We start from the raw sequence: 17,832 nt of genomic DNA on the forward strand, positions 1-17,832 counted from the left end.
AAACTGTGCGGGTCTTGCAGCGACACGCCGCGCGCGACTGCAAGACCCGCACACTTTCCCGGCTCGGGCGGCCGGAACGGGTGCCGGTGCCTATTAGGGTGGCCCGCATGGAGTTTCGCATTGCCGACCTGGGGTTGGCTGAGTTCGGTCGCAAGGAGATCCGGCTGGCCGAGCACGAGATGCCCGGCCTGATGGCCATGCGGGAGCAGTACGGCGAGGCCAAACCACTCGCCGGCGCCCGGATCGCCGGGTCGTTGCACATGACCGTACAGACCGCAGTCCTGATCGAGACCCTGGTCGCCCTGGGCGCGGAGGTCCGCTGGGCCAGCTGCAATATCTTCTCCACCCAGGACCATGCGGCCGCCGCGGTGGTGGTCGGGCCGGACGGCAGCACCGACGCGCCCGACGGGGTGCCGGTGTTCGCCTGGAAGGGCGAGAGCCTGGAGGAGTACTGGGAGTGCACCCGGGAGATCCTGGTCTGGCCGGACGGTGAGTTCGCCAACATGATCCTGGACGACGGCGGCGACGCCACCCTCCTGGTGCACCTGGGTGTCGACGCCGAGAAGGCCGGCGAGGTCCGCGAACCGACCGAGGACGACCCGCACGAGCTGCAGGTGCTGCTGCGCGCCATCAAGCAGTCGATCGCCGACGGCGTCTCCTGGATCGCGATCGCCAACGAGATCAAGGGCGTGACCGAAGAGACCACGACCGGGGTGCACCGGCTCTACGAGGCATTCCGGCGCGGTTCCCTGCTCTTCCCGGCGATCAACGTCAACGACTCCGTCACCAAGTCGAAGTTCGACAACAAGTACGGCGTCCGGCACTCCCTGATCGACGGCCTGAACCGCGCCACCGACGTACTCATCGGCGGCAAGGTAGCGGTCGTCTGCGGCTACGGCGACGTCGGCAAGGGCTGTGCGGAGTCGCTGCGCGGCCAGGGCGCCCGGGTGATCGTCACCGAGATCGACCCGATCTGTGCGCTGCAGGCGGCGATGGACGGCTTCCAGGTCACGACCCTGGAGGAGGCCCTGCCGATCGCCGACATCTACGTCACCGCCACCGGCAACAAGGACGTCATCACCGTCGACCAGATGGCCCGGATGAAGCACCAGGCGATCGTGTCCAACATCGGCCACTTCGACAACGAGATCGACATGGCCGGCCTGGAGCGGCGGCCGAACGCGAGCCGGATCATCATCAAGCCGCAGGTCGATGAGTGGGTGTTCGACGAGGGCACCGACGAGCAGCGCTCTGTCATCGTACTGAGCGAGGGCCGGCTGATGAATCTCGGCAACGCCACCGGGCACCCGAGTTTCGTGATGAGCAACTCGTTCACCAACCAGGTGCTGGCCCAGATCGAGCTCTTCACCAAGCCGGATAATTACCCGACCGGGGTCTACACGCTGCCGAAGCACCTCGACGAGTCCGTCGCCCGGCTGCACCTCGCCTCCCTCGGTGTGAAGCTGACCGAGCTGACCCCCGAGCAGGCCGACTACCTCGGCGTCCCCACCGAGGGCCCCTACAAGCCGGACCACTACCGCTACTAGACCGCTCCACCGGGGCGCCGGACGCCTGGCGCCCCGCACCGGGAATCCGCGCGGTCGCGGCTCGGTCGCGGTCACCGCGCCGCTCGGTTGTGCAAATTCCCGCCGTGGCCGGATTCTTGGGGCGCTCCGGCCCTATTCGACCCCGATTTTCCCGCCGCGGACGGGTTTTGGGACCGGAGCTCCGGGCCGGGCCAGCTCGTCGCGCCCGCCCCGGCCGCGCCCGCGCGTCGCCACCGCGCCACTCGCTCGGACAGATTCCGGCCGCGGTCGGAATCTGGGGGCGCTCCGGCCCTATTCGGCCCCGAATTTCCCGCCGCGGACGGGTTTTGAGACTCGAGACCCGGCCGGGAGCCAGTCTCGCCCGGATGTCGCCGCCGCCCCGCTCGCTCGGGCAGATTCCGGCCGCGGTCGGAATTTGGGGGCGCTCCGGCCGGATTCGGCGCCGATATTCCCGCCGCGGACGGGTTTTGCGACCGGAGCTCCGGGCAGGACCACTACCCCCGGTCGCGGCCGCCCCGGCCGCGCCCGCGTGTTGCCACCCCGCCACTCGGTCGCGCAGATTCCGGCCGCGGCGGGGATTGTGGGGGCATTTCGGCCCGAATCGGCCCCGACTTTCCCGCCGCGGGTGGATTTTGCGCGCCAACGCCGCGCCTCCGCTCGAGCCGATCAGGAACATGAGCGATGGACCGCGCGGCGGGTGACCACCACTGAGGGCGACACACGTCTCGCCTCCGTAACGTCGATCTGACAGGCTCTGCGCGTGGGTATCAAGGTCTCGCTGGAGCACCGCACGACGTACCGCTTCGATCGCTCGGTCGGTATCGGGCCGCACATCGTCCGGCTCCGGCCGGCGCCGCACACCCGGACGCCGATCGAGTCGTACTCGCTGACGGTCAGCCCGGCCGACCACTTCGTCAACTGGCAGCAGGACCCGTTCGGCAACTACCTGGCCCGGCTGGTGTTCCCGACCAAGGCCAGGGAGCTCGAGGTCACCGTCGGCCTGGTCGCCGACATGGGCGTGATCAACCCGTTCGACTTCTTCATCGAGGAGTACGCCGAGAGCTTCCCGTTCCGCTATCCGCCGGCGCTGGGGGCCGACCTGGAGCCGTATCTCGCACCGGTCGAGGACACTCCCGGGGCCGGGCTGGGGCCGGCTCTGACCGATTGGCTGGCCGGCATCACCGTCGCCGACGAGATCTCCACCATCGACTTCCTGGTCCAGCTGAACACCAAGATCTATTCCGACGTGGCCTACTCGGTCCGGATGGAGCCGGGCGTGCAGACGCCCGACCAGACCCTGACCCGGGCCATCGGCTCCTGTCGCGACTCGGCCTGGCTGCTGGTGGCGGCGCTGCGGGACTTCGGGCTGGCCGCCCGGTTCGTCTCCGGCTACCTGGTCCAGCTCGCGTCCGACACCGAGTCGCTGGACGGGCCGTCCGGCCCGACCGAGGACTTCACCGACCTGCACGCCTGGGCCGAGGTCTTCATTCCCGGTGCCGGCTGGGTCGGCCTCGACCCGACCTCGGCCCTGTTCGCGGGCGAGGGCCACATCCCGCTGGCCGCCACGCCGCACCCGGCGCACGCGGCGCCGATCGCCGGTCAAACCGACCCGTGCGAGGTGACGTTCGACTTCGCCAACACCGTGACTCGGGTGCACGAGGACCCGCGGGTCACCAAGCCGTACACCCCGCAGCAGGTCGGCCACCTGCACGAGCTCGGCCGAGAGGTCGATCGCCGGCTGGTCGCCCAGGGCATCCAGCTCACCATGGGCGGCGAGCCCACCTTCGTCTCGGTCGACGACATGACCTCGGCCGAGTGGACGGTGGCAGCCGATGGTCCGCACAAGCGCGAGCTCGCCAACCGGCTGTCGGGCGCGCTCGCCGAGCGCTTCGCCAGCGGCGGGCTGGTCCAGCGCAGCCAGGGCAAGTGGTATCCGGGCGAGCCGCTGCCGCGCTGGCAGATCGGGCTGCACTGGCGCACCGACCGCGAGCCGCTGTGGCGCGACCCGGCGCTTTGCGCCGACCCGTTCGACCGCGGCCAGGCACTGCCGGACGCCGAGGCCCAGGCGAAGGCGTACGCGGAGGCGGTGGTTGCCGCGTTCGGCCTGCCGGCGTCGCAGTGCATCCCGTGTTACGAGGACCCGCTATCGGTGCTGGCCGGCGAGCTGTCCCGGCCGGAGGGGCCGAGGGCCGACGAGCCCGACCCCGGCACGGAGCTGGTGGCGGCGCTGGACGCCACCGAGCAACCGGTGGCATGGGCGCTGCCGCTGATCCCGGCCTGGTGGGGCGACGGCTGGGCCAGCCCCGCATGGCGAACGCGTCGCGGCCGGCTGGTGCTGATCCCGGGCGACTCGCCGGCGGGCCAGCGGCTTCCGCTGTCTGCGGTGGGCTGGAAGGACCCGGAGTACGCCGGTGAGGAGAGCGTGCACGCGCGGCTCGCCGACGGGCTGCCCGACGCGGTGCTGTCCGCGGTCGTGGTCGACCCGGACGAGTCACCCGGCCGGACCGCGCTGGTGGTCCAGGCCCGGGACGGGTTCGTGCACGTCTTCCTGCCGCCGCTGGAGAAGCTGGAGCAGTTCTGCCAGCTGGCCCGGCTGCTCGAGCGCGCCGCCGCGAACACCGCGACCCCGGTCATCCTGGAGGGCTACGCGCCGCCGAACGACCCGCGACTGCGGACGCTGATGGTCACGCCCGACCCGGGCGTGATCGAGGTGAACCTGCAGCCGACGTCGAGCTGGGACGAGCTGGCCGAGGTCACCACCGAGCTCTACGACCGCGCCCGCCGGAACCGGCTCGGCACCGAGACGTTCGCCGTGGACGGCCGGCACAGCGGCACCGGCGGCGGCAACCACATCACCCTCGGCGGGGCCGAGCCCAAGACCTCGCCGATGCTGCGCCGCCCGGAGCTGCTCACCAGCATGGTCGGCTACTGGCAGCACCACCCGTCGCTGTCGTACCTGTTCTCGGGCCGCTTCATCGGCCCGACCAGCCAGGCGCCGCGGGTAGACGAGGGCCGGCCCGAGACCCTGTACGAGCTCGAGATCGCGTTCGCCGAGATCGCGAAGCTGCCCGACACCGACCACCGGCCCTGGATCGTGGACCGGGCGCTGCGGCACCTGCTGACCGACATCACCGGCAACACCCACCGGGCCGAGTTCTGCATCGACAAGCTGTACAGCCCGGACTCGATGCGCGGCAGGCTCGGTCTGGTGGAGCTGCGCGGGTTCGAGATGCCGCCGCACCCGGAGATGGCGCTGGTCCAGGCCCTGCTGGTGCGCGCGCTGCTGCTGCGCTTCGCCGAGGACCCGTTCTCCGCACCGCTGGTGCGCTGGGGGACCGCGCTGCACGAGCGGTTCCTGCTGCCGTACTACTGCGCCGCCGATGCCGCCGCTATGGTGGCCGACCTTCGCGCCCACGACATCGGCTTCGACCTGAGCTGGCTCGATCCGTACCTGGAGTTCCGGTTCCCGCGGATCGGAGCGGTGCACGTCGACAACGTGCTGCTGGAGCTGCGCACTGCGATCGAGCCCTGGCACGTGCTCGGCGAGGAGGCGTCGGCCGGCGGCACCGCCCGCTACGTCGACTCCTCCACCGAGCGGGTCCAGATCCGCGTGGTCGGGCTGGTGCCCGGCCGGCACCTGGTCACCTGCAACGGCGTCGCGGTGCCGCTGCAGCCGACCGGCACCCCCGGGGAGTACGTCGCCGGGGTCCGGTTCCGGGCCTGGAAACCGTGGTCCGCGCTGCACCCGACGCTGGAGATCGACAGCCCGCTGACGTTCGAGCTGATCGACGTCGGGGCCGCGGTCTCGCTGGGCGGTGCGACGTACCACGTGGTGCACCCGGGCGGGCGTTCGTACGATCATCCGCCGGTCAATGCCAAGGAGGCCGAGGCCCGGCGGGCACGCCGGTTCGAGGCGATGGGGCACACTACCGGGGTGATCGACATCGACGCGCTCGGCTCGCAGGCAGCCTGGCGCCGCTACGGCGGCGACGACTACCCGCTGACGCTCGACCTGCGCCGCCGGCTGCCGAGGGGCTGGGGTCGCTCGTGACGCCTTCGCCGATCCTCTGCTGCCGGAGACCGTCGGTGCTGCACTCGTCGTCCTCCCCGAAACTGTGCAGCTGTCGCAGTTCCGTACGGCGTGTCGCCGCAACAACGGCACAGTTTTCCGGGCGCGGGCGCGGGCGCGGGCCGGGCGCGGCGGGGGCGGACACGCGTTGACCGTCCTGGGTCGCTACCTCGCCGGCGCCAGCCAGCTCGACGAGCTGGAGCTGCCGCCGGACGGTCCGGCGCGCCGGGACACCGACGGGCCGGTGTTCGACGAGTTCGCCGCCCCCGACGGTTCGGTCCGCCGAGGCTGGGTTCCGCTGATGGGCCGGCTCGACGAGTTCACCGAGACCAACCTGATCGGCGCCCAGCGCGAGGTGGCCCGGCTGCTCGAGGACGACGGGGTGACCTACATCCCGAGCCCGATGTCGTCGGTCTCGATCGCCGACGATGCCGCGCTGATCGAGACCGCGCCGACCCAGCCGCTGGCCAGCGCCCGCAACTGGCAGCTCGACCCGCTTCCGCTGGTCTTCGACGACCGCGAGTGGGCCGCGCTCGAACCGGCCCTGGTGCAGCGCACCGAGCTGCTCGACGCCGTCCTCACCGACCTGTACGGCGTCCAGCGGCTGCTGTCCGGCCGGCACATCCCGGCGTCGGCGATCTTCGACCACCCCGAGTACCTGCGTCCGCTGGTCGGCATGGACGCCGCGGTCCGGCAGCCGCTGTTCATGGTCGCGGTCGACCTCGGCCGGGACGCCGACGGGCGCTGGAAGGCGATCTCGGACCGGACCCAGGCGCCCTCCGGCGCCGGCTACGCGATGGCCAACCGCCGGGTCGTCTCCCGGGTGATGCCGGACATCTACCAGTCGGCCCATCTGCACCGGCTGACCCCGTTCTTCCAGACGATGCGGATGGCCGCGCTGAACGCGGCCCCACGCCAGGCCGAGAACCCTCGGGTGGTCGTGCTCAGCCCCGGTACGCACTCCGAGACCGCGTTCGACCAGGCGTTTCTCGCCTCGCTGCTCGGCTTCCCGCTGATCGAGGGCAGCGACCTGACGGTGCGCGAGGGCCGGGTCTGGATGCGCGTGCTCGGCAAGCTGGAGCAGGTCGACGTGATCCTGCGTCGGGTCGACTCGTTCTGGTGCGACCCGCTGGAGCTGCGGGCCGGCTCGCGGCTCGGCGTCGCCGGGCTGACCGAGTGCGTCCGGCAGGGCACGGTCAGCGTGGTCAACCCGCTCGGCTCGGGGCTGCTGGAGAACCCGGCGCTGATGCCGTTGCTGCCGGAGTTGTGCCGGCGGCTGCTCGGTGAGGATCTGAAGCTGGCCTCGGTCGACACCTGGTGGTGCGGCGACCCGTTGAGCCTGGACCACGTCGTCGCCCACCTCGACGAGCTGGTGGTGCGGCCGGTCAGCCGCGGCCACGGCCGCAGCGTCCGCGGCGGCGCGCTGACGGCGGCGCAGAAGGAGCGCCTGGTGGCCCGGCTCCGCGCCCGACCCCACTCCTACGTCGGCCAGGAGGTGCTGCCCCTGTCCGCGGCACCGACGTCGGAGCACGACAGGCTGGTCCGGCGCAGCGTCGTGCTGCGGTCGTTCACGGTTCGCAACGGCGACTCGTATACGGCGATGTTCGGTGGACTGGGACGGGTTTCGACCGATCACGACAAGGCGATCGGGGTGCTGGTCACCGCACCGGACGGCGGGCTGTCCAAGGACGTCTGGATCGTCAGCCCGACGCCGATCGAGCAGCGCCGGGCCAGCATGCGGCTGCGCCAGATCGGGGAGCCGATCCTCGCCCACGCCGCCCCGCCGTCGGCGGCGATGGTGCCGCGGGTGCTGTCCGACCTGTTCTGGTTCGGCCGTTATGCCGAGCGCGCCGAGGACCTGCTCCGGCTCATCCTGGCCACCCGGAGCGTGTCGCTGGAGACCGATCTCGACATCACCCAGGGCCGCGCGCTGAGCGTGCTGCTGCAGGCGATCACCCACGTCAGCACCGCCTACCCGGGCTTCCTGGACCAGACCGTGACGATGATGCCCGAGCTCCGCGCGATGCTGCTGGAGCGGCACCGCACCGGCACCGCGGCACAGGCGATCGGCTCGCTGTCCCGGGCGGCGCAGGGCGTACGCGACCAGCTGTCGGAGGACGTCTGGATGGTGCTGGCCGACATCGACCGCGCGCTGGCTGCGCTGTCGGCCAACCCGTACGACCAGGGCCTGCAGCTGACCGACGCGGCCGAGCGGGTGCTGTCGGGCCTGCTCGCGCTGGCCGGGATCGTCAGCGAGAACATGGTCCGCGATCCGGGCTGGTACATGCTCGACTCCGGCCGGGGGCTGGAGCGAGCGCAGCAGGTGCTCGCGCTGCTCCGGGTGACGGTCTGCGCCGAGCGGGACGCCGACACCGAGCGTCTGGTGATGGAGGCCGTGCTGACCGCGACCGAGTCGATCGTCACGTTCCGTCGCCGCTACCGCGGGCTGACCGGGATCGAGCCGCTGACCGAACTGCTCGTGCTCGACCAGTTCAATCCGCGGTCGGTGGCCTACCAGCTGAAGCGGGTGCTGGCCGACCTGGAGGCCATGCCCGGCACCGGCGCGCATCGGGCGATGGACCTGGTGGCCGAGATCGGGCACCGGCTGGCCGAGGCCGACCTGTCCGAGCTCGCCATGGGGACCGGCGGCAGGCGGGTGGCGCTGGAGGAGTTCCTGGCCGACCTGCAGGCTCGGCTGCGCGAGCTGTCCGACACGATCCGGCAGACCTACCAACAGCCGCCGCCGCCGCAGCAGACGATGTGGCAGTCCTGGACGAACGAGGCCTCGGCGTGAGCGGGCCAGCTGGAGTGCCCGTGAGATACCGGATCGAGCACACGACGACGTACAGCTATTCGTCGGAGGTCACCGGCAGCTACGGCGAGTTCCACCTCCGGCCGCGCGACCTGGACTGGCAGAAGTGCCTGGACCACGAGGTGGTGATCACGCCGGAGCCGTCGGATCTGTTCCGGCATACCGACGTATACGGCAACACCAAGACCTATTTCCACGTGCTCACCCCTCACACCCAGCTGGTGATCACCGGCATCTCGACGGTCGACATCTCCGACCGGGTCCTCGATCCGGATCGGCTGGCGCTGCCGTGGGAGTCGGCCCGCCCGTCGCTCGCGGTCGACGCCCCGGACTCGTGGAAGGCCACCGACTTCACCTTCGGTTCGCCCATGGTGGACGTCCCGGACGGCGCGCGGCAGTACGCACTGGAGAGCTTCACGCCGGGCCGACCGATCGGCGACGCGGCGATCGAGCTGATGCACCGGGTGTACGCCGACTTCACCTACAAGTCCGGCTCGACCACCATCTCGACCCGGGTCAGCGACCTGTTGGAGCGGATGATGGGGGTCTGCCAGGACTATGCGCACTTCACGGTGGCCTGCCTGCGCAGCCTCGGGCTGGCCGGTCGCTACGTCAGCGGCTATCTCGCCACGGTGCCGCCGCCGGGCAAGGAGCGGGTGGTCGGCGCTGACGCCAGCCACGCCTGGGTCGGGGTCTGGGTCCCCGGTGCCGGCTGGCTCTATCTCGACCCGACCAACAACCGGCTCACCGACGTGTCCCATGCGACCGTGGCGTGGGGCCGCGACTACAGCGACGTGCCGCCGGTGAAGGGCGTCATCTTCACCGAGTCGAAGAAGTCGAAGATGAAGGTCGGCGTCGACATGGCGCGGATCTGATTGCTTCGCTCGGGCAAGCCCTCGCTCCGCGCTCGCTGCGCCTTTGGTCTCGTCGTTCGTCGCGTTCGGTGAAACGAAAAGAGCGTGTTTCACCGAACGCTCCTGCACTCCGAGACGGCGCAGCTTCGGCGCTACTTCAGTGCGTGCCGTCCGCTCGTGCCCTGAGCCTGTCGAAGGGCGGCTGTGCGTCGGCGCCGCCACCTGACAGGCTGGTCCGATGCGCGCCTTCAGCTGTCCCCAGTGCCATGCTCGGCTCTACTTCGAGAACTCCGTCTGCGTCAGCTGCGGTTCGGCGGTGGCCTACGACCGCGACGCGGGGACCATCGCGCTCGCTGAGGGCCGCGACATGTGCGCCAACCTCGACCTGAACGGGTGCAACTGGCTCGCCGACCCGGCTTCCGACAGCGGCTTTTGCCTCAGCTGCCGGCTCACCCGGACCCGTCCGGCCGACGCCGACCTGGCCGGGCTGGCCGACTACTACGTGGCCGAGGAGGCCAAGCGCTGGCTGGTCTTCTCACTCGACGAGCTCGGGCTGCCGGTGGTGGTCACCGACGGCTTCACCGGGCTGGCGTTCGACCTGCTGTCCAGCGCGCGTACCCCGGTCACCACCGGCTACCTGAACGGGGTCATCACCTTCGATCTCGCCGAGACCCAGGATGCGCATCGCGAGCAGCTCCGGGTGAGCATGGCCGAGCCCTACCGGACGGTGCTCGGCCACTTCCGGCACGAGATCGGGCACTACTACTGCGAGCTGCTGGTGCTCACCGCCGGCCGCGGCGAGGAGTTCCGCGCGCTGTTCGGCGACGAGACCAGATCGTATGCGGAGGCCCTGGACGAGCACTACAGCGACGGCCCGGGCAGCAGCTGGCCGGCCGACATGATCAGTGGCTACGCCGCGATGCACCCCTTGGAGGACTTCGCGGAGACCTTTGCCCACTTCCTGCACATCACCGACACGCTGCAGACGGCCGCCGAGTTCGGACTCGGCGCGGGCGCGGTGGATCCGGGCCGCCCGTTCGCCGAGGTGATCGCCCAGCAGTGGCTGCCGGTGAGCGCCGCGCTCAACCAGATCAACAAGAGCCTCGGCAAGGGGGAGCTCTATCCGTTCCTGCTGACGCAACCCGTGATCGACAAGCTCGACTTCGTCTCCCGCGCCGTCCGCGGCGCGTGATGCGTTTCTGCCGCTCGAACCTGGATTCGGCCCGAGAATCGCCCGACATGCCGTTCGAGCGGCAGAATCGCGTCACCGGAGCGCCTGACGGATCGTGCGGACGAACATCTCCGGGTGGTTCATCACCATGGCATAGGTGAAGCGGTAGACCGTCCAGCCCGCCGCGACGAGATCGTTCTGCCGCCACCGGTCGGACTCGAACACCTGGAGGTCGGTCGCATGGATGCGACCGTCGATCTCGATCGCCAGCATCCGCCGCCGGAAGGCGATGTCGATGTAGTACAGCTCTCCACCGGCGACCTGGAACGGCAGGTTCGCGTCCCAGCCGCCGATTCCTGCTCGGCGCAGCAGGCGGTGGCCGACTCTCTCGGGATAGGACCACCCGCCAGTGCGCGAGTCGATGACCACGGCCCACCGGCCCACGTTCCCGCGCCGATACGCGGTCAGCTCCAGCGCATGGCGCAGGCTTTCCACCGTGACGACCCGCTTGCGCAGCGCTACGTCCAGGGCCTCGGTGCGTTCCAGGTCGGACAGGTCGAGTGCGGTGAGCGACGGCGTCGTCATCCTGATTTCACCGCGAACCATGACCAGCTCGGGCGGGATGGTCCGGCGCTCCCAGCAGAACCCCTGCCTGGGCGCCCGGTCGCGGCCGATCGTGGCCGACACCGCCCGCATCGGTGCCTCGGGCCAGTAGCTCAACCGGGCGGCTGTCGCACCCGTCACGATCGTCTCGGGGTGGGCCCGCGCCAATCCCGCCACCAGGGTGCGCTGGTCCCGGGCCAGCTGGGGGATCGTGTAGACCCCGGGGAGGATGCTCACCAGTTCTCCCGCGTGCACCCGACGCTGCAACGAACTGGCCAGGTCCGGATGCTCACGCCGCAGGATCACCCCCTGCTGCGACAAGAGCTCGGCGATCCTCGCATCGGGTCTCATGTCTGTACGTTGCGGAGCGACTGCCCCGTCGTGCCGCTCGCGCAGAATTCTGTGGATGACGCTTCCGAGGGGCTCGGAGCTGTGGATGACGCGTTTCCACCGCTCGAACCCGGAATCGGCGCCGGACCGGCCCGAAATGCGGTTCGAGCGGCGGTTTCGCGTCAGCCGCGGGGGACCACGAAGTCGAGCAGGGACGCCTCGCGGAGCTGGGCCCACGGCACGGTCACCGCGAACAGCGCCAGGCCGCTGGTCGGGAACTTCATGCGCATTCGCCGAGCCGCCTCCGAGGTGGACTCGATGCTCAGCCGGTCGGCGAGATCGGGGAGACCGGGGCCATGCCCGAGCACCAGCAGGCTCCGCACCTCGTCCGGCACGCTCTGCACGAGGCGCAACAGCCCATAGGACGACGCCTCGTAGACCCGATCGTCGAAGCGGACCTCGACCGCGCGGGCGCCGGCCCGTTCTGCGCGCTTCCAGGTCTGCCGGGTGCGCTCGGCGGTGGAGCAGAGGACCAGGTCGGGACGGATCCGCCGCTCGGCCATCAGGGTGCCGACCTGGGTCGCGTCCCGCCGGCCGCGTTCGGCCAACGGCCGCTCGTGGTCGTCCAGGTCCGGATCGTCCCAGGACGACTTGGCGTGCCGGAGCAGGACCAGGGTGCGTCGCTCACCGGTCGGCGCCATCGGCTATCGCCATCCCTTCGGCAGTTCGGCGGCCGTGGGCACCCACTGCCGGGCCCGCAGGCGCTCCGTCTCGCGGCGCCGGCGTTCGACGATCACGGCGGCGAGGAACACCTCCGGGTCCAGCGGCCGTGGCGGCAGCGGGGCAGTCCTGGCCGCCACCTGGCGCGCGAGGTCGCCGCTGAGCTGCGCACGTGGATAGGCGGAGAGCCGGCTGAAGCGCTGGACGAGATGGCGGCTGGCGGTGACCAGCTCGTCGGAGAGCCGGCTGAGCTCCAGGGACGCCGCCCACGGCACCAGGTCGGCGGGCATCGGTGGCAGCGCCGCCGGCCCCCGCGGCGCCCGGGTCCGGATCACGATGGTGCCCGCCAGCAGATCGCCGAACCGCTTGCCCTGGGCGTTGACCGCGGCGCAGATCAACCCGCCGCAGAATCCGGTCCAGATCGCGAAGTCGACCGCCCAGAAGGTGAGACCACGCATCAGCGCCTGCCGGAACCGAACCGCGCCACCGTCGTCGCGGACGGCACGCAGGCCCAGGGCGTACGCCCCGACCGTACGTCCGCGGGTGAGCGTCTCCATCGCGATCAGGTAGCCGAACATGATCACCAGGACGCCGATCAGGCTGACCGCCTGCTGGCGGGCCGGCGAACCGCCGACCCTGGTCACCACGTAGTTCCACAGATAGCTCGCACCGGCGATCAGCGCGACGTCGATCATGGCGCTGAGCATCCGGGTCGGCACCCGCGCCGGGCGGAGGTCGAGCAGGACGGCGTCGCCCGTCACCAGCTGGCTCACCCCGCGCAGACTACCGGCGCCCGGGTGCGCTGCCCAGGCCACCGGACGCCGCGGGATCTAGGCTGTCGCGGGTGGACCTCGACGCGTACGTCCTCCGGCACGCCGGTCAGTGGGACCGGTTGGCCGAGCTGACCTCGAAGCGGCGGGCGATGACCGGCGCCGAGGTGGACGAGCTGGTCGAGCTGTATCCCCGGGTGTCGACCCAGCTGTCGGTGGTCCGCAGCACCGCCGCGGACCCGGTGCTCGAGGCGCGGCTGTCGGCGCTGGTCGCCGCGGCGCGCTCCGCCATCACCGGCGTGAACGTGCCCGTCTGGCAGACCGTCGGACGGTTCTTCACCACCACGTTCCCGGCTGCGGTCTATCGAGCGCGCTGGTGGTGGATCACGGTGGGGATCGTGTCGGTCGCGCTCGCGGCCCTGGTCGCCTGGCGGGTGATCACCGTGCCGGGGCTGGCGGAGTCCCTGCTGCCGGCGGACCAGGCTCAGCAACTGGTGGAGCACGACTTCGCCGCGTACTACAGCAACAACCCGGCCGCGGACTTCGCCCTCCAGGTCTGGTTGAACAACGCGCGGGTGACCGCGACCTGTCTCGTCCTCGGGGTGCTGATCGTGCCGGTGGTCGTCGTGCTCTGGATCAACATGGCCAATGTCGGCGCGATCGCGGGATTCATGATCGGCGCGGGCCGGGCGGACGTCTTCTACGGCCTGCTGCTGCCGCACGGGATGCTGGAGCTGACGATCGTGTTCGTCGCGGCGGGAGCGGGTTTGCGGCTCGGCTGGAGCTGGATCGCCCCCGGTCCGCGCACCCGGGCGAGTGCGCTGGCTGCGGAGGGCCGGGCGGCCGGGGCGATCGCACTCGGCCTCGGCGTCTGGTTGCTGGTCTCGGGCCTGGTCGAGGGGTTCGTCACCCCCTCACGGCTGCCCGCCCAGGATCGGCTGGCGATCGGCGCCGTCGTCTGGCTCGCCTTCTTGACCTACGTCTTCACGCTCGGCCGCCGCGCGGCCCGGGCCGGCGTCACCGGCGATCTCGAGGCCGACGAGCTGGAGGCGACAGTGCCCCAGGAAGCGGCCTGAGCCCGGGCCGGGGTCAGTCGTCGCCGCCCTGCGGCAGGCTCTCCCAGATCTCCTTGCACTCGGGGCAGACGGGGAACCGCTCCGGATCGCGGCTCGGCACCCATACCTTTCCGCACAGCGCCACCACCGGCGTACCCATCACCATCGCCTCGGTGAGCTTGTCCCGCGGCACGTAGTGGGAGAACCGCTCGTGGTCACCCTCCTCGACCCGATAATCAGGGCGGGTCTCGGTGCGCTCATCGACGATCGTCTTGGCTCCCGGCGCTGTCTGCTGGCTCACGAGGCTCAGTCTAGACACGCCGGCCGCTCCGGCAATCCGTTCACGTACGCCGGTGGCGGCGGGCACGCGGACCGTTTCCCGGTTGACCTCAACCGGGCTGGAGGTGGTGGACTGGTCCCCGATGACCTCGCCTGCCGCCACCGACCGCCCCGCCGCGCCCGCCACCGGGGTCTCCCAGCGTCGGCTGATCGTCGGCATCTGCGTCACCGTGGTGGCGATCGCCTTCGAGGCGATTGCGGTCGCGACGGCGATGCCGATCGCGGCCCAGGACCTGAACGGGTTGCCGTACTACGCCTGGTCGTTCTCCCTGTTCCTGATCGGCATGCTGGTCGCCACGGTCGTCGCCGGCCGGGTCAGCGACCGGATCGGGCCGGCCAAGCCACTGCTGGTGGGCCTGGTCGTCTTCAGTGCCGGCCTGGTGCTGTCCGGAACCTCGCTGCACATGGTCCAGCTGATCGGCGGTCGGCTCGTCCAGGGACTGGGCAGCGGTGTCATCAACGTGGCGATCTTCGTCGCGGTGGCGAAGGTGTTCGAGCCGAGGCTGCGGCCGCGTGTGTTCACCTACATCTCCACGGCGTGGGTGGTGCCGTCCTTCGTCGGGCCGCCCATCGCGGCCTGGCTGACGCACAACCTCAGCTGGCACTGGGTCTTCTTCGCCGTCCTCCCGCTGGTCGTCGTCGGCGCGGCGATGATCACGCCGTCGCTGATCCCGATGATGCGCGGTCACGAGCCGCCGGCGACATCGGGCAAGCCGCAGTCGATGCTGGCCGCCGGACTGGTGGCGATCGGCGCCGCGGCGCTGCAAGCCGCCGGGCAGCGGCTCGACTGGATCGCGCTCGTCCTGGTGGCGGTCGGCATCGCGTTGCTGCTGGTCGGGCTGCCCCGGCTGATGCCCCCCGGCTTCATGCGGATGCGCCGGGGGCTGTCCGCGGTCATTCTCGTCCGCGGGCTTCTCCCCGGAGCCTTCTTCGGCGGCGAGGCGTTCATCCCGCTGATGCTGGTCGAGGAACGCGGCATCGCGCTGGTGATCGCCGGCGCCGCGCTGACGGTCGGCGCGGTGGGCTGGACCACGGGCTCCTGGCTGCAGTCCCAGACCTGGCTCCGGGTGCGCCGCGACCGGTTGATCACGCTCGGCTGCGCATCAGTCGCCCTCGGGCTGGCCGTTGTCGCGGCCACCGCCGCCCTGCCCGACCTGTGGTTCGGGGTCGTCGGCCTGGGCTGGATCTTCAGCGGGCTCGGCATGGGTCTCGCCATCTCCAGTACGTCGGTCGCGGTGATGTCGCTGTCCGCCGAGGGGGAGCAGGGCCGCAACGCGTCCTCCCTGAACCTGTTCGACGCGCTCGGCTCCGGCATCTTCGTCGGTCTTGCCGGCACGGTCTTCGCCGCGCTGCACCCGACCGGCAACCTGCCACTCACCTTCGGCGTCCTGCTGGGCGGCATGTCCGCGGTGGCGTGCCTGTCCGTGCTGGCGTCGCTCCGGATCGGCGAGATCCGGTCCGGTACGTCCTGAGCGGCCCGGGCGATACCCGCCGCGGCCGGCGCCCGGGTGCTGGTCAGCGCTCCAGGATCAGGATCGTCACGAACAGCGACAGGGCGAACAGCGCCGCGCAGGCGATCGCGACGAGGGCCGCGAAGGCCGCTCGGGACCGTCCTTTCGGTGCCGGTGCTGCCGTCGCCGGTGCTGCCGTCGCCGATGATGCCGGTGTCGCTGATGCGGGTGACGTCAGCGGCGGGCGGCTTCCGACGGGCGCGTCAACAGCCGGACCGGGAGCGAACCCGGGTTCCGCCGGCGCCTGCCTCACCGGCGGGGTCGGCACCGGCGGAGGCGGCTGACGGATCGAGGTGGCCGCCGGGCTCAGCATGGTCGACGTCGCGGACGGCGGCGGCGACCAGTCCGCTGCACCCTGCGTCCGTTCCATCTCGGCGGCCACCACGTCCAGGGCGTCGGCGAGGATGAGTGCTGTCGGCGGTCGCCGGTCCACCCGGAAGGCCAGCCCGGCCGCGAGCACCGTGTCCAGGCTCGCCGGCGCGCCGACCCGGGCCGCCAGGGCCGGCGGGTCGAGGGCGGGATCCCGGCCGATGATGTCGGCCACGGTGCGGACCGGGAACGGCGGCTTGCCGCTGAGCATCGCGTAGGTGACCGCGGTCAGCGAATAGACGTCCACCCGCCGATCGAGTGCGCCGCCGGCCGCCTGCTCCGGCGCCATGTACGCGGGGGTGCCGGCGGTCATGGTCACCTCGCCCGCCTCCGCCATCGCCTTGGCCACGCCGAGGTCGGCCAGCACGACCAGCGGGGGAGCGCCGGCGGAACGCTGGATCAGCAGGTTGCCCGGCGTCACGTCGCGGTGCAGCACCTGGTTGGCGTGCAGCACGTCGATCGCCCGGCAGCCCTGCGCGCACAGCCGCAGCGCCACCACCGGCGGCACGCCGCTGCGTCGCAGGTCGTCCAGCGACCCGCTGTTGACGAAGTCCATGACGAAGTACGGCCGGCCGTCCGGCAGCGCGCCGATGTCGTACACCGCGACCAGCCGCGGGTCCCGAATCCGGCGCAGGATCCGGGCCTCGCCCAGAAAGCGGTTCCTGACGTCGGCGTTGTCCGCCCAGTTCTCGGCCAGCACCTTGACCGCGACCGGGACGTCCAGATCGTCGTCGTGCCCGAGCCAGACGGTCGCGAACGATCCCGCGCCGAGGCGGCGGACGAGGCGATAGCGGCCGATGGTCTCCATGGGGTGAGCGCCATTCTCGCCCAGGTCACCGGTCACGTGTCAGCCACGTCGACGACCAGCGCGCGGTGATCGGACACGTCCAGCCGGACGGCCCGGCTCGCGGTGACGTCGCCCCACTCGCCGCGGACCAGGATGTGGTCCAGCTGGACCCGGGGGGTGCCCGCCGGGAACGTCTTGTGGGCGGCCAGGCTGCGGTAGCCGGTGATGGCCGCGGGCTGGTTGCCGAACATGTTGAGGTCGCCCATCAGGGCCAGCGGGGCGTCGATCTCGGCCAGGTCGGCACGCAGCCGGCGGAGCTGGCGCCGGCCCCAGCCGGGCAGGTAGGTCAGGTGCGTGTTCACCACCACCCGTGGACCGCGGGGTGTCTCCAGGTGGGCGACGATCGCCAGCCGCGGCTCCTCGCGGATCATGATGCCGCGCCGGGTTTCCCGTCCGCTGTCGGCGCCGGCCGGCCGGGGGCCGGGCAACCGGAGTGGGAAGCCGGCGCCGATCCAGGGCAGCCGACGTACCTCCCACCGGGTCACCGGATACCGCGACAGCAGCGCGATTCCGAACGTCGGCCGGCCGGCGCCGGACTCCAGCGCCGGCACCCACAGCCCGCCCGGGGTGCCGACCAGCGCCGGTGCATACAGCTGGGCGACCGATCCCATCGCCTCCGCCGCCACGGCGGTGAAGTCGATGCCACGGGTGCGCGGCTGGGCGCCATCCACCTCCTGCAGGCCGAGCACGTCGGCGTCCAGCGCGGCCACCGCCGTGGCGAACCGGTCGGGATCGACGACCCCGTCGGCCGGGCAGCGACCGTGCAGGATGTTGTACGTCGCCAGCCGCATTCAGCCCCCGTCCGGGGCGGGCGGGTCGACCGGCACGGCGGGCG

13 protein-coding genes are annotated in these 17,832 nt (G+C 71.3%); 7 read left to right on the plus strand and 6 right to left on the minus strand.

Going from position 1 to position 17,832, the window contains the following annotated elements:
- Positions 1–107 precede the first annotated feature (107 nt).
- The 5 genes from ahcY (at position 108) to ABD747_RS03315 (ending at position 10,474) form a co-directional block, all read left to right on the plus strand.
- On the plus strand, positions 108–1,547 hold the full coding sequence (gene ahcY, locus ABD747_RS03295; protein ID WP_344801661.1) for an adenosylhomocysteinase: 1,440 nt from the start codon (positions 108–110) through the stop codon (positions 1,545–1,547).
- A gap of 760 nt (positions 1,548–2,307) precedes the next feature.
- The gene (locus tag ABD747_RS03300; RefSeq protein ID WP_344801662.1) at positions 2,308–5,598 is read left to right on the plus strand and encodes a transglutaminase family protein; all 3,291 of its coding nucleotides are present in this window, start codon (positions 2,308–2,310) and stop codon (positions 5,596–5,598) included.
- Positions 5,599–5,764: 166 nt separating this feature from the next.
- Complete coding sequence (locus ABD747_RS03305; RefSeq protein WP_344801663.1) at positions 5,765–8,410, plus strand: circularly permuted type 2 ATP-grasp protein; 2,646 nt, start codon at positions 5,765–5,767, stop codon at positions 8,408–8,410.
- A 20-nt stretch (positions 8,411–8,430) separates the two neighbouring features.
- The gene (locus tag ABD747_RS03310; RefSeq protein WP_344801664.1) at positions 8,431–9,303 is read left to right on the plus strand and encodes a transglutaminase family protein; all 873 of its coding nucleotides are present in this window, start codon (positions 8,431–8,433) and stop codon (positions 9,301–9,303) included.
- A 217-nt stretch (positions 9,304–9,520) separates the two neighbouring features.
- Positions 9,521–10,474 (plus strand): zinc-binding metallopeptidase family protein, encoded by a 954-nt coding sequence (locus tag ABD747_RS03315; RefSeq protein ID WP_344801665.1) that lies wholly within the window; start codon positions 9,521–9,523, stop codon positions 10,472–10,474.
- A 72-nt stretch (positions 10,475–10,546) separates the two neighbouring features.
- Here ABD747_RS03315 and ABD747_RS03320 read toward each other — a convergent pair whose 3' ends face one another.
- The 3 genes from ABD747_RS03320 to ABD747_RS03330 form a co-directional block, all read right to left on the minus strand.
- Positions 10,547–11,407: a DUF559 domain-containing protein gene (locus tag ABD747_RS03320; RefSeq protein ID WP_344801666.1), complete on the minus strand. Its 861-nt coding sequence runs from the start codon at positions 11,405–11,407 to the stop codon at positions 10,547–10,549.
- A 161-nt stretch (positions 11,408–11,568) separates the two neighbouring features.
- A complete protein-coding gene (locus tag ABD747_RS03325) occupies positions 11,569–12,087 on the minus strand; it encodes a SixA phosphatase family protein (RefSeq protein ID WP_344801667.1) in 519 nt (172 codons plus the stop codon).
- Between the two features lie 3 nt (positions 12,088–12,090).
- Positions 12,091–12,879, minus strand: coding sequence for an RDD family protein (locus ABD747_RS03330; protein ID WP_344801668.1), 789 nt, complete (start codon positions 12,877–12,879; stop codon positions 12,091–12,093).
- A gap of 71 nt (positions 12,880–12,950) precedes the next feature.
- Here ABD747_RS03330 and ABD747_RS03335 point away from each other — a divergent pair, with 71 nt between their 5' ends.
- Positions 12,951–13,952 (plus strand): stage II sporulation protein M, encoded by a 1,002-nt coding sequence (locus ABD747_RS03335; RefSeq protein WP_344801669.1) that lies wholly within the window; start codon positions 12,951–12,953, stop codon positions 13,950–13,952.
- A gap of 13 nt (positions 13,953–13,965) precedes the next feature.
- Here the strand turns inward: ABD747_RS03335 and ABD747_RS03340 are convergent, their stop codons facing one another.
- Positions 13,966–14,232, minus strand: a complete 267-nt coding sequence (locus ABD747_RS03340) for a DUF3039 domain-containing protein (RefSeq protein ID WP_344801670.1) — start codon at positions 14,230–14,232, stop codon at positions 13,966–13,968.
- Positions 14,233–14,314: 82 nt separating this feature from the next.
- Here ABD747_RS03340 and ABD747_RS03345 point away from each other — a divergent pair, with 82 nt between their 5' ends.
- The gene (locus tag ABD747_RS03345; protein ID WP_344801671.1) at positions 14,315–15,742 is read left to right on the plus strand and encodes an MFS transporter; all 1,428 of its coding nucleotides are present in this window, start codon (positions 14,315–14,317) and stop codon (positions 15,740–15,742) included.
- Positions 15,743–15,785: 43 nt separating this feature from the next.
- Here ABD747_RS03345 and ABD747_RS03350 read toward each other — a convergent pair whose 3' ends face one another.
- Both ABD747_RS03350 and ABD747_RS03355 read right to left on the minus strand, forming a co-directional pair.
- Complete coding sequence (locus tag ABD747_RS03350; protein ID WP_344801672.1) at positions 15,786–16,958, minus strand: serine/threonine-protein kinase; 1,173 nt, start codon at positions 16,956–16,958, stop codon at positions 15,786–15,788.
- A 32-nt stretch (positions 16,959–16,990) separates the two neighbouring features.
- Complete coding sequence (locus ABD747_RS03355; RefSeq protein ID WP_344801673.1) at positions 16,991–17,788, minus strand: endonuclease/exonuclease/phosphatase family protein; 798 nt, start codon at positions 17,786–17,788, stop codon at positions 16,991–16,993.
- Positions 17,789–17,832 lie beyond the last annotated feature (44 nt).

Origin of the sequence: Microlunatus ginsengisoli (assembly GCF_039537205.1) — a bacterium.
Taxonomy (GTDB): domain Bacteria; phylum Actinomycetota; class Actinomycetes; order Propionibacteriales; family Propionibacteriaceae; genus Microlunatus; species Microlunatus ginsengisoli.

Coding starts and splice junctions, on each gene's coding strand:
- ahcY (WP_344801661.1), top strand. CDS start 108: ATGGAGTTTCGCATTGCCGACCTGGGGTTGGCTGAGTTCGGTCGCAAG.
- ABD747_RS03325 (WP_344801667.1), bottom strand. CDS start 12,087: ATGGCGCCGACCGGTGAGCGACGCACCCTGGTCCTGCTCCGGCACGCC.
- ABD747_RS03315 (WP_344801665.1), top strand. CDS start 9,521: ATGCGCGCCTTCAGCTGTCCCCAGTGCCATGCTCGGCTCTACTTCGAG.
- ABD747_RS03350 (WP_344801672.1), bottom strand. CDS start 16,958: ATGGAGACCATCGGCCGCTATCGCCTCGTCCGCCGCCTCGGCGCGGGA.
- ABD747_RS03355 (WP_344801673.1), bottom strand. CDS start 17,788: ATGCGGCTGGCGACGTACAACATCCTGCACGGTCGCTGCCCGGCCGAC.
- ABD747_RS03320 (WP_344801666.1), bottom strand. CDS start 11,407: ATGAGACCCGATGCGAGGATCGCCGAGCTCTTGTCGCAGCAGGGGGTG.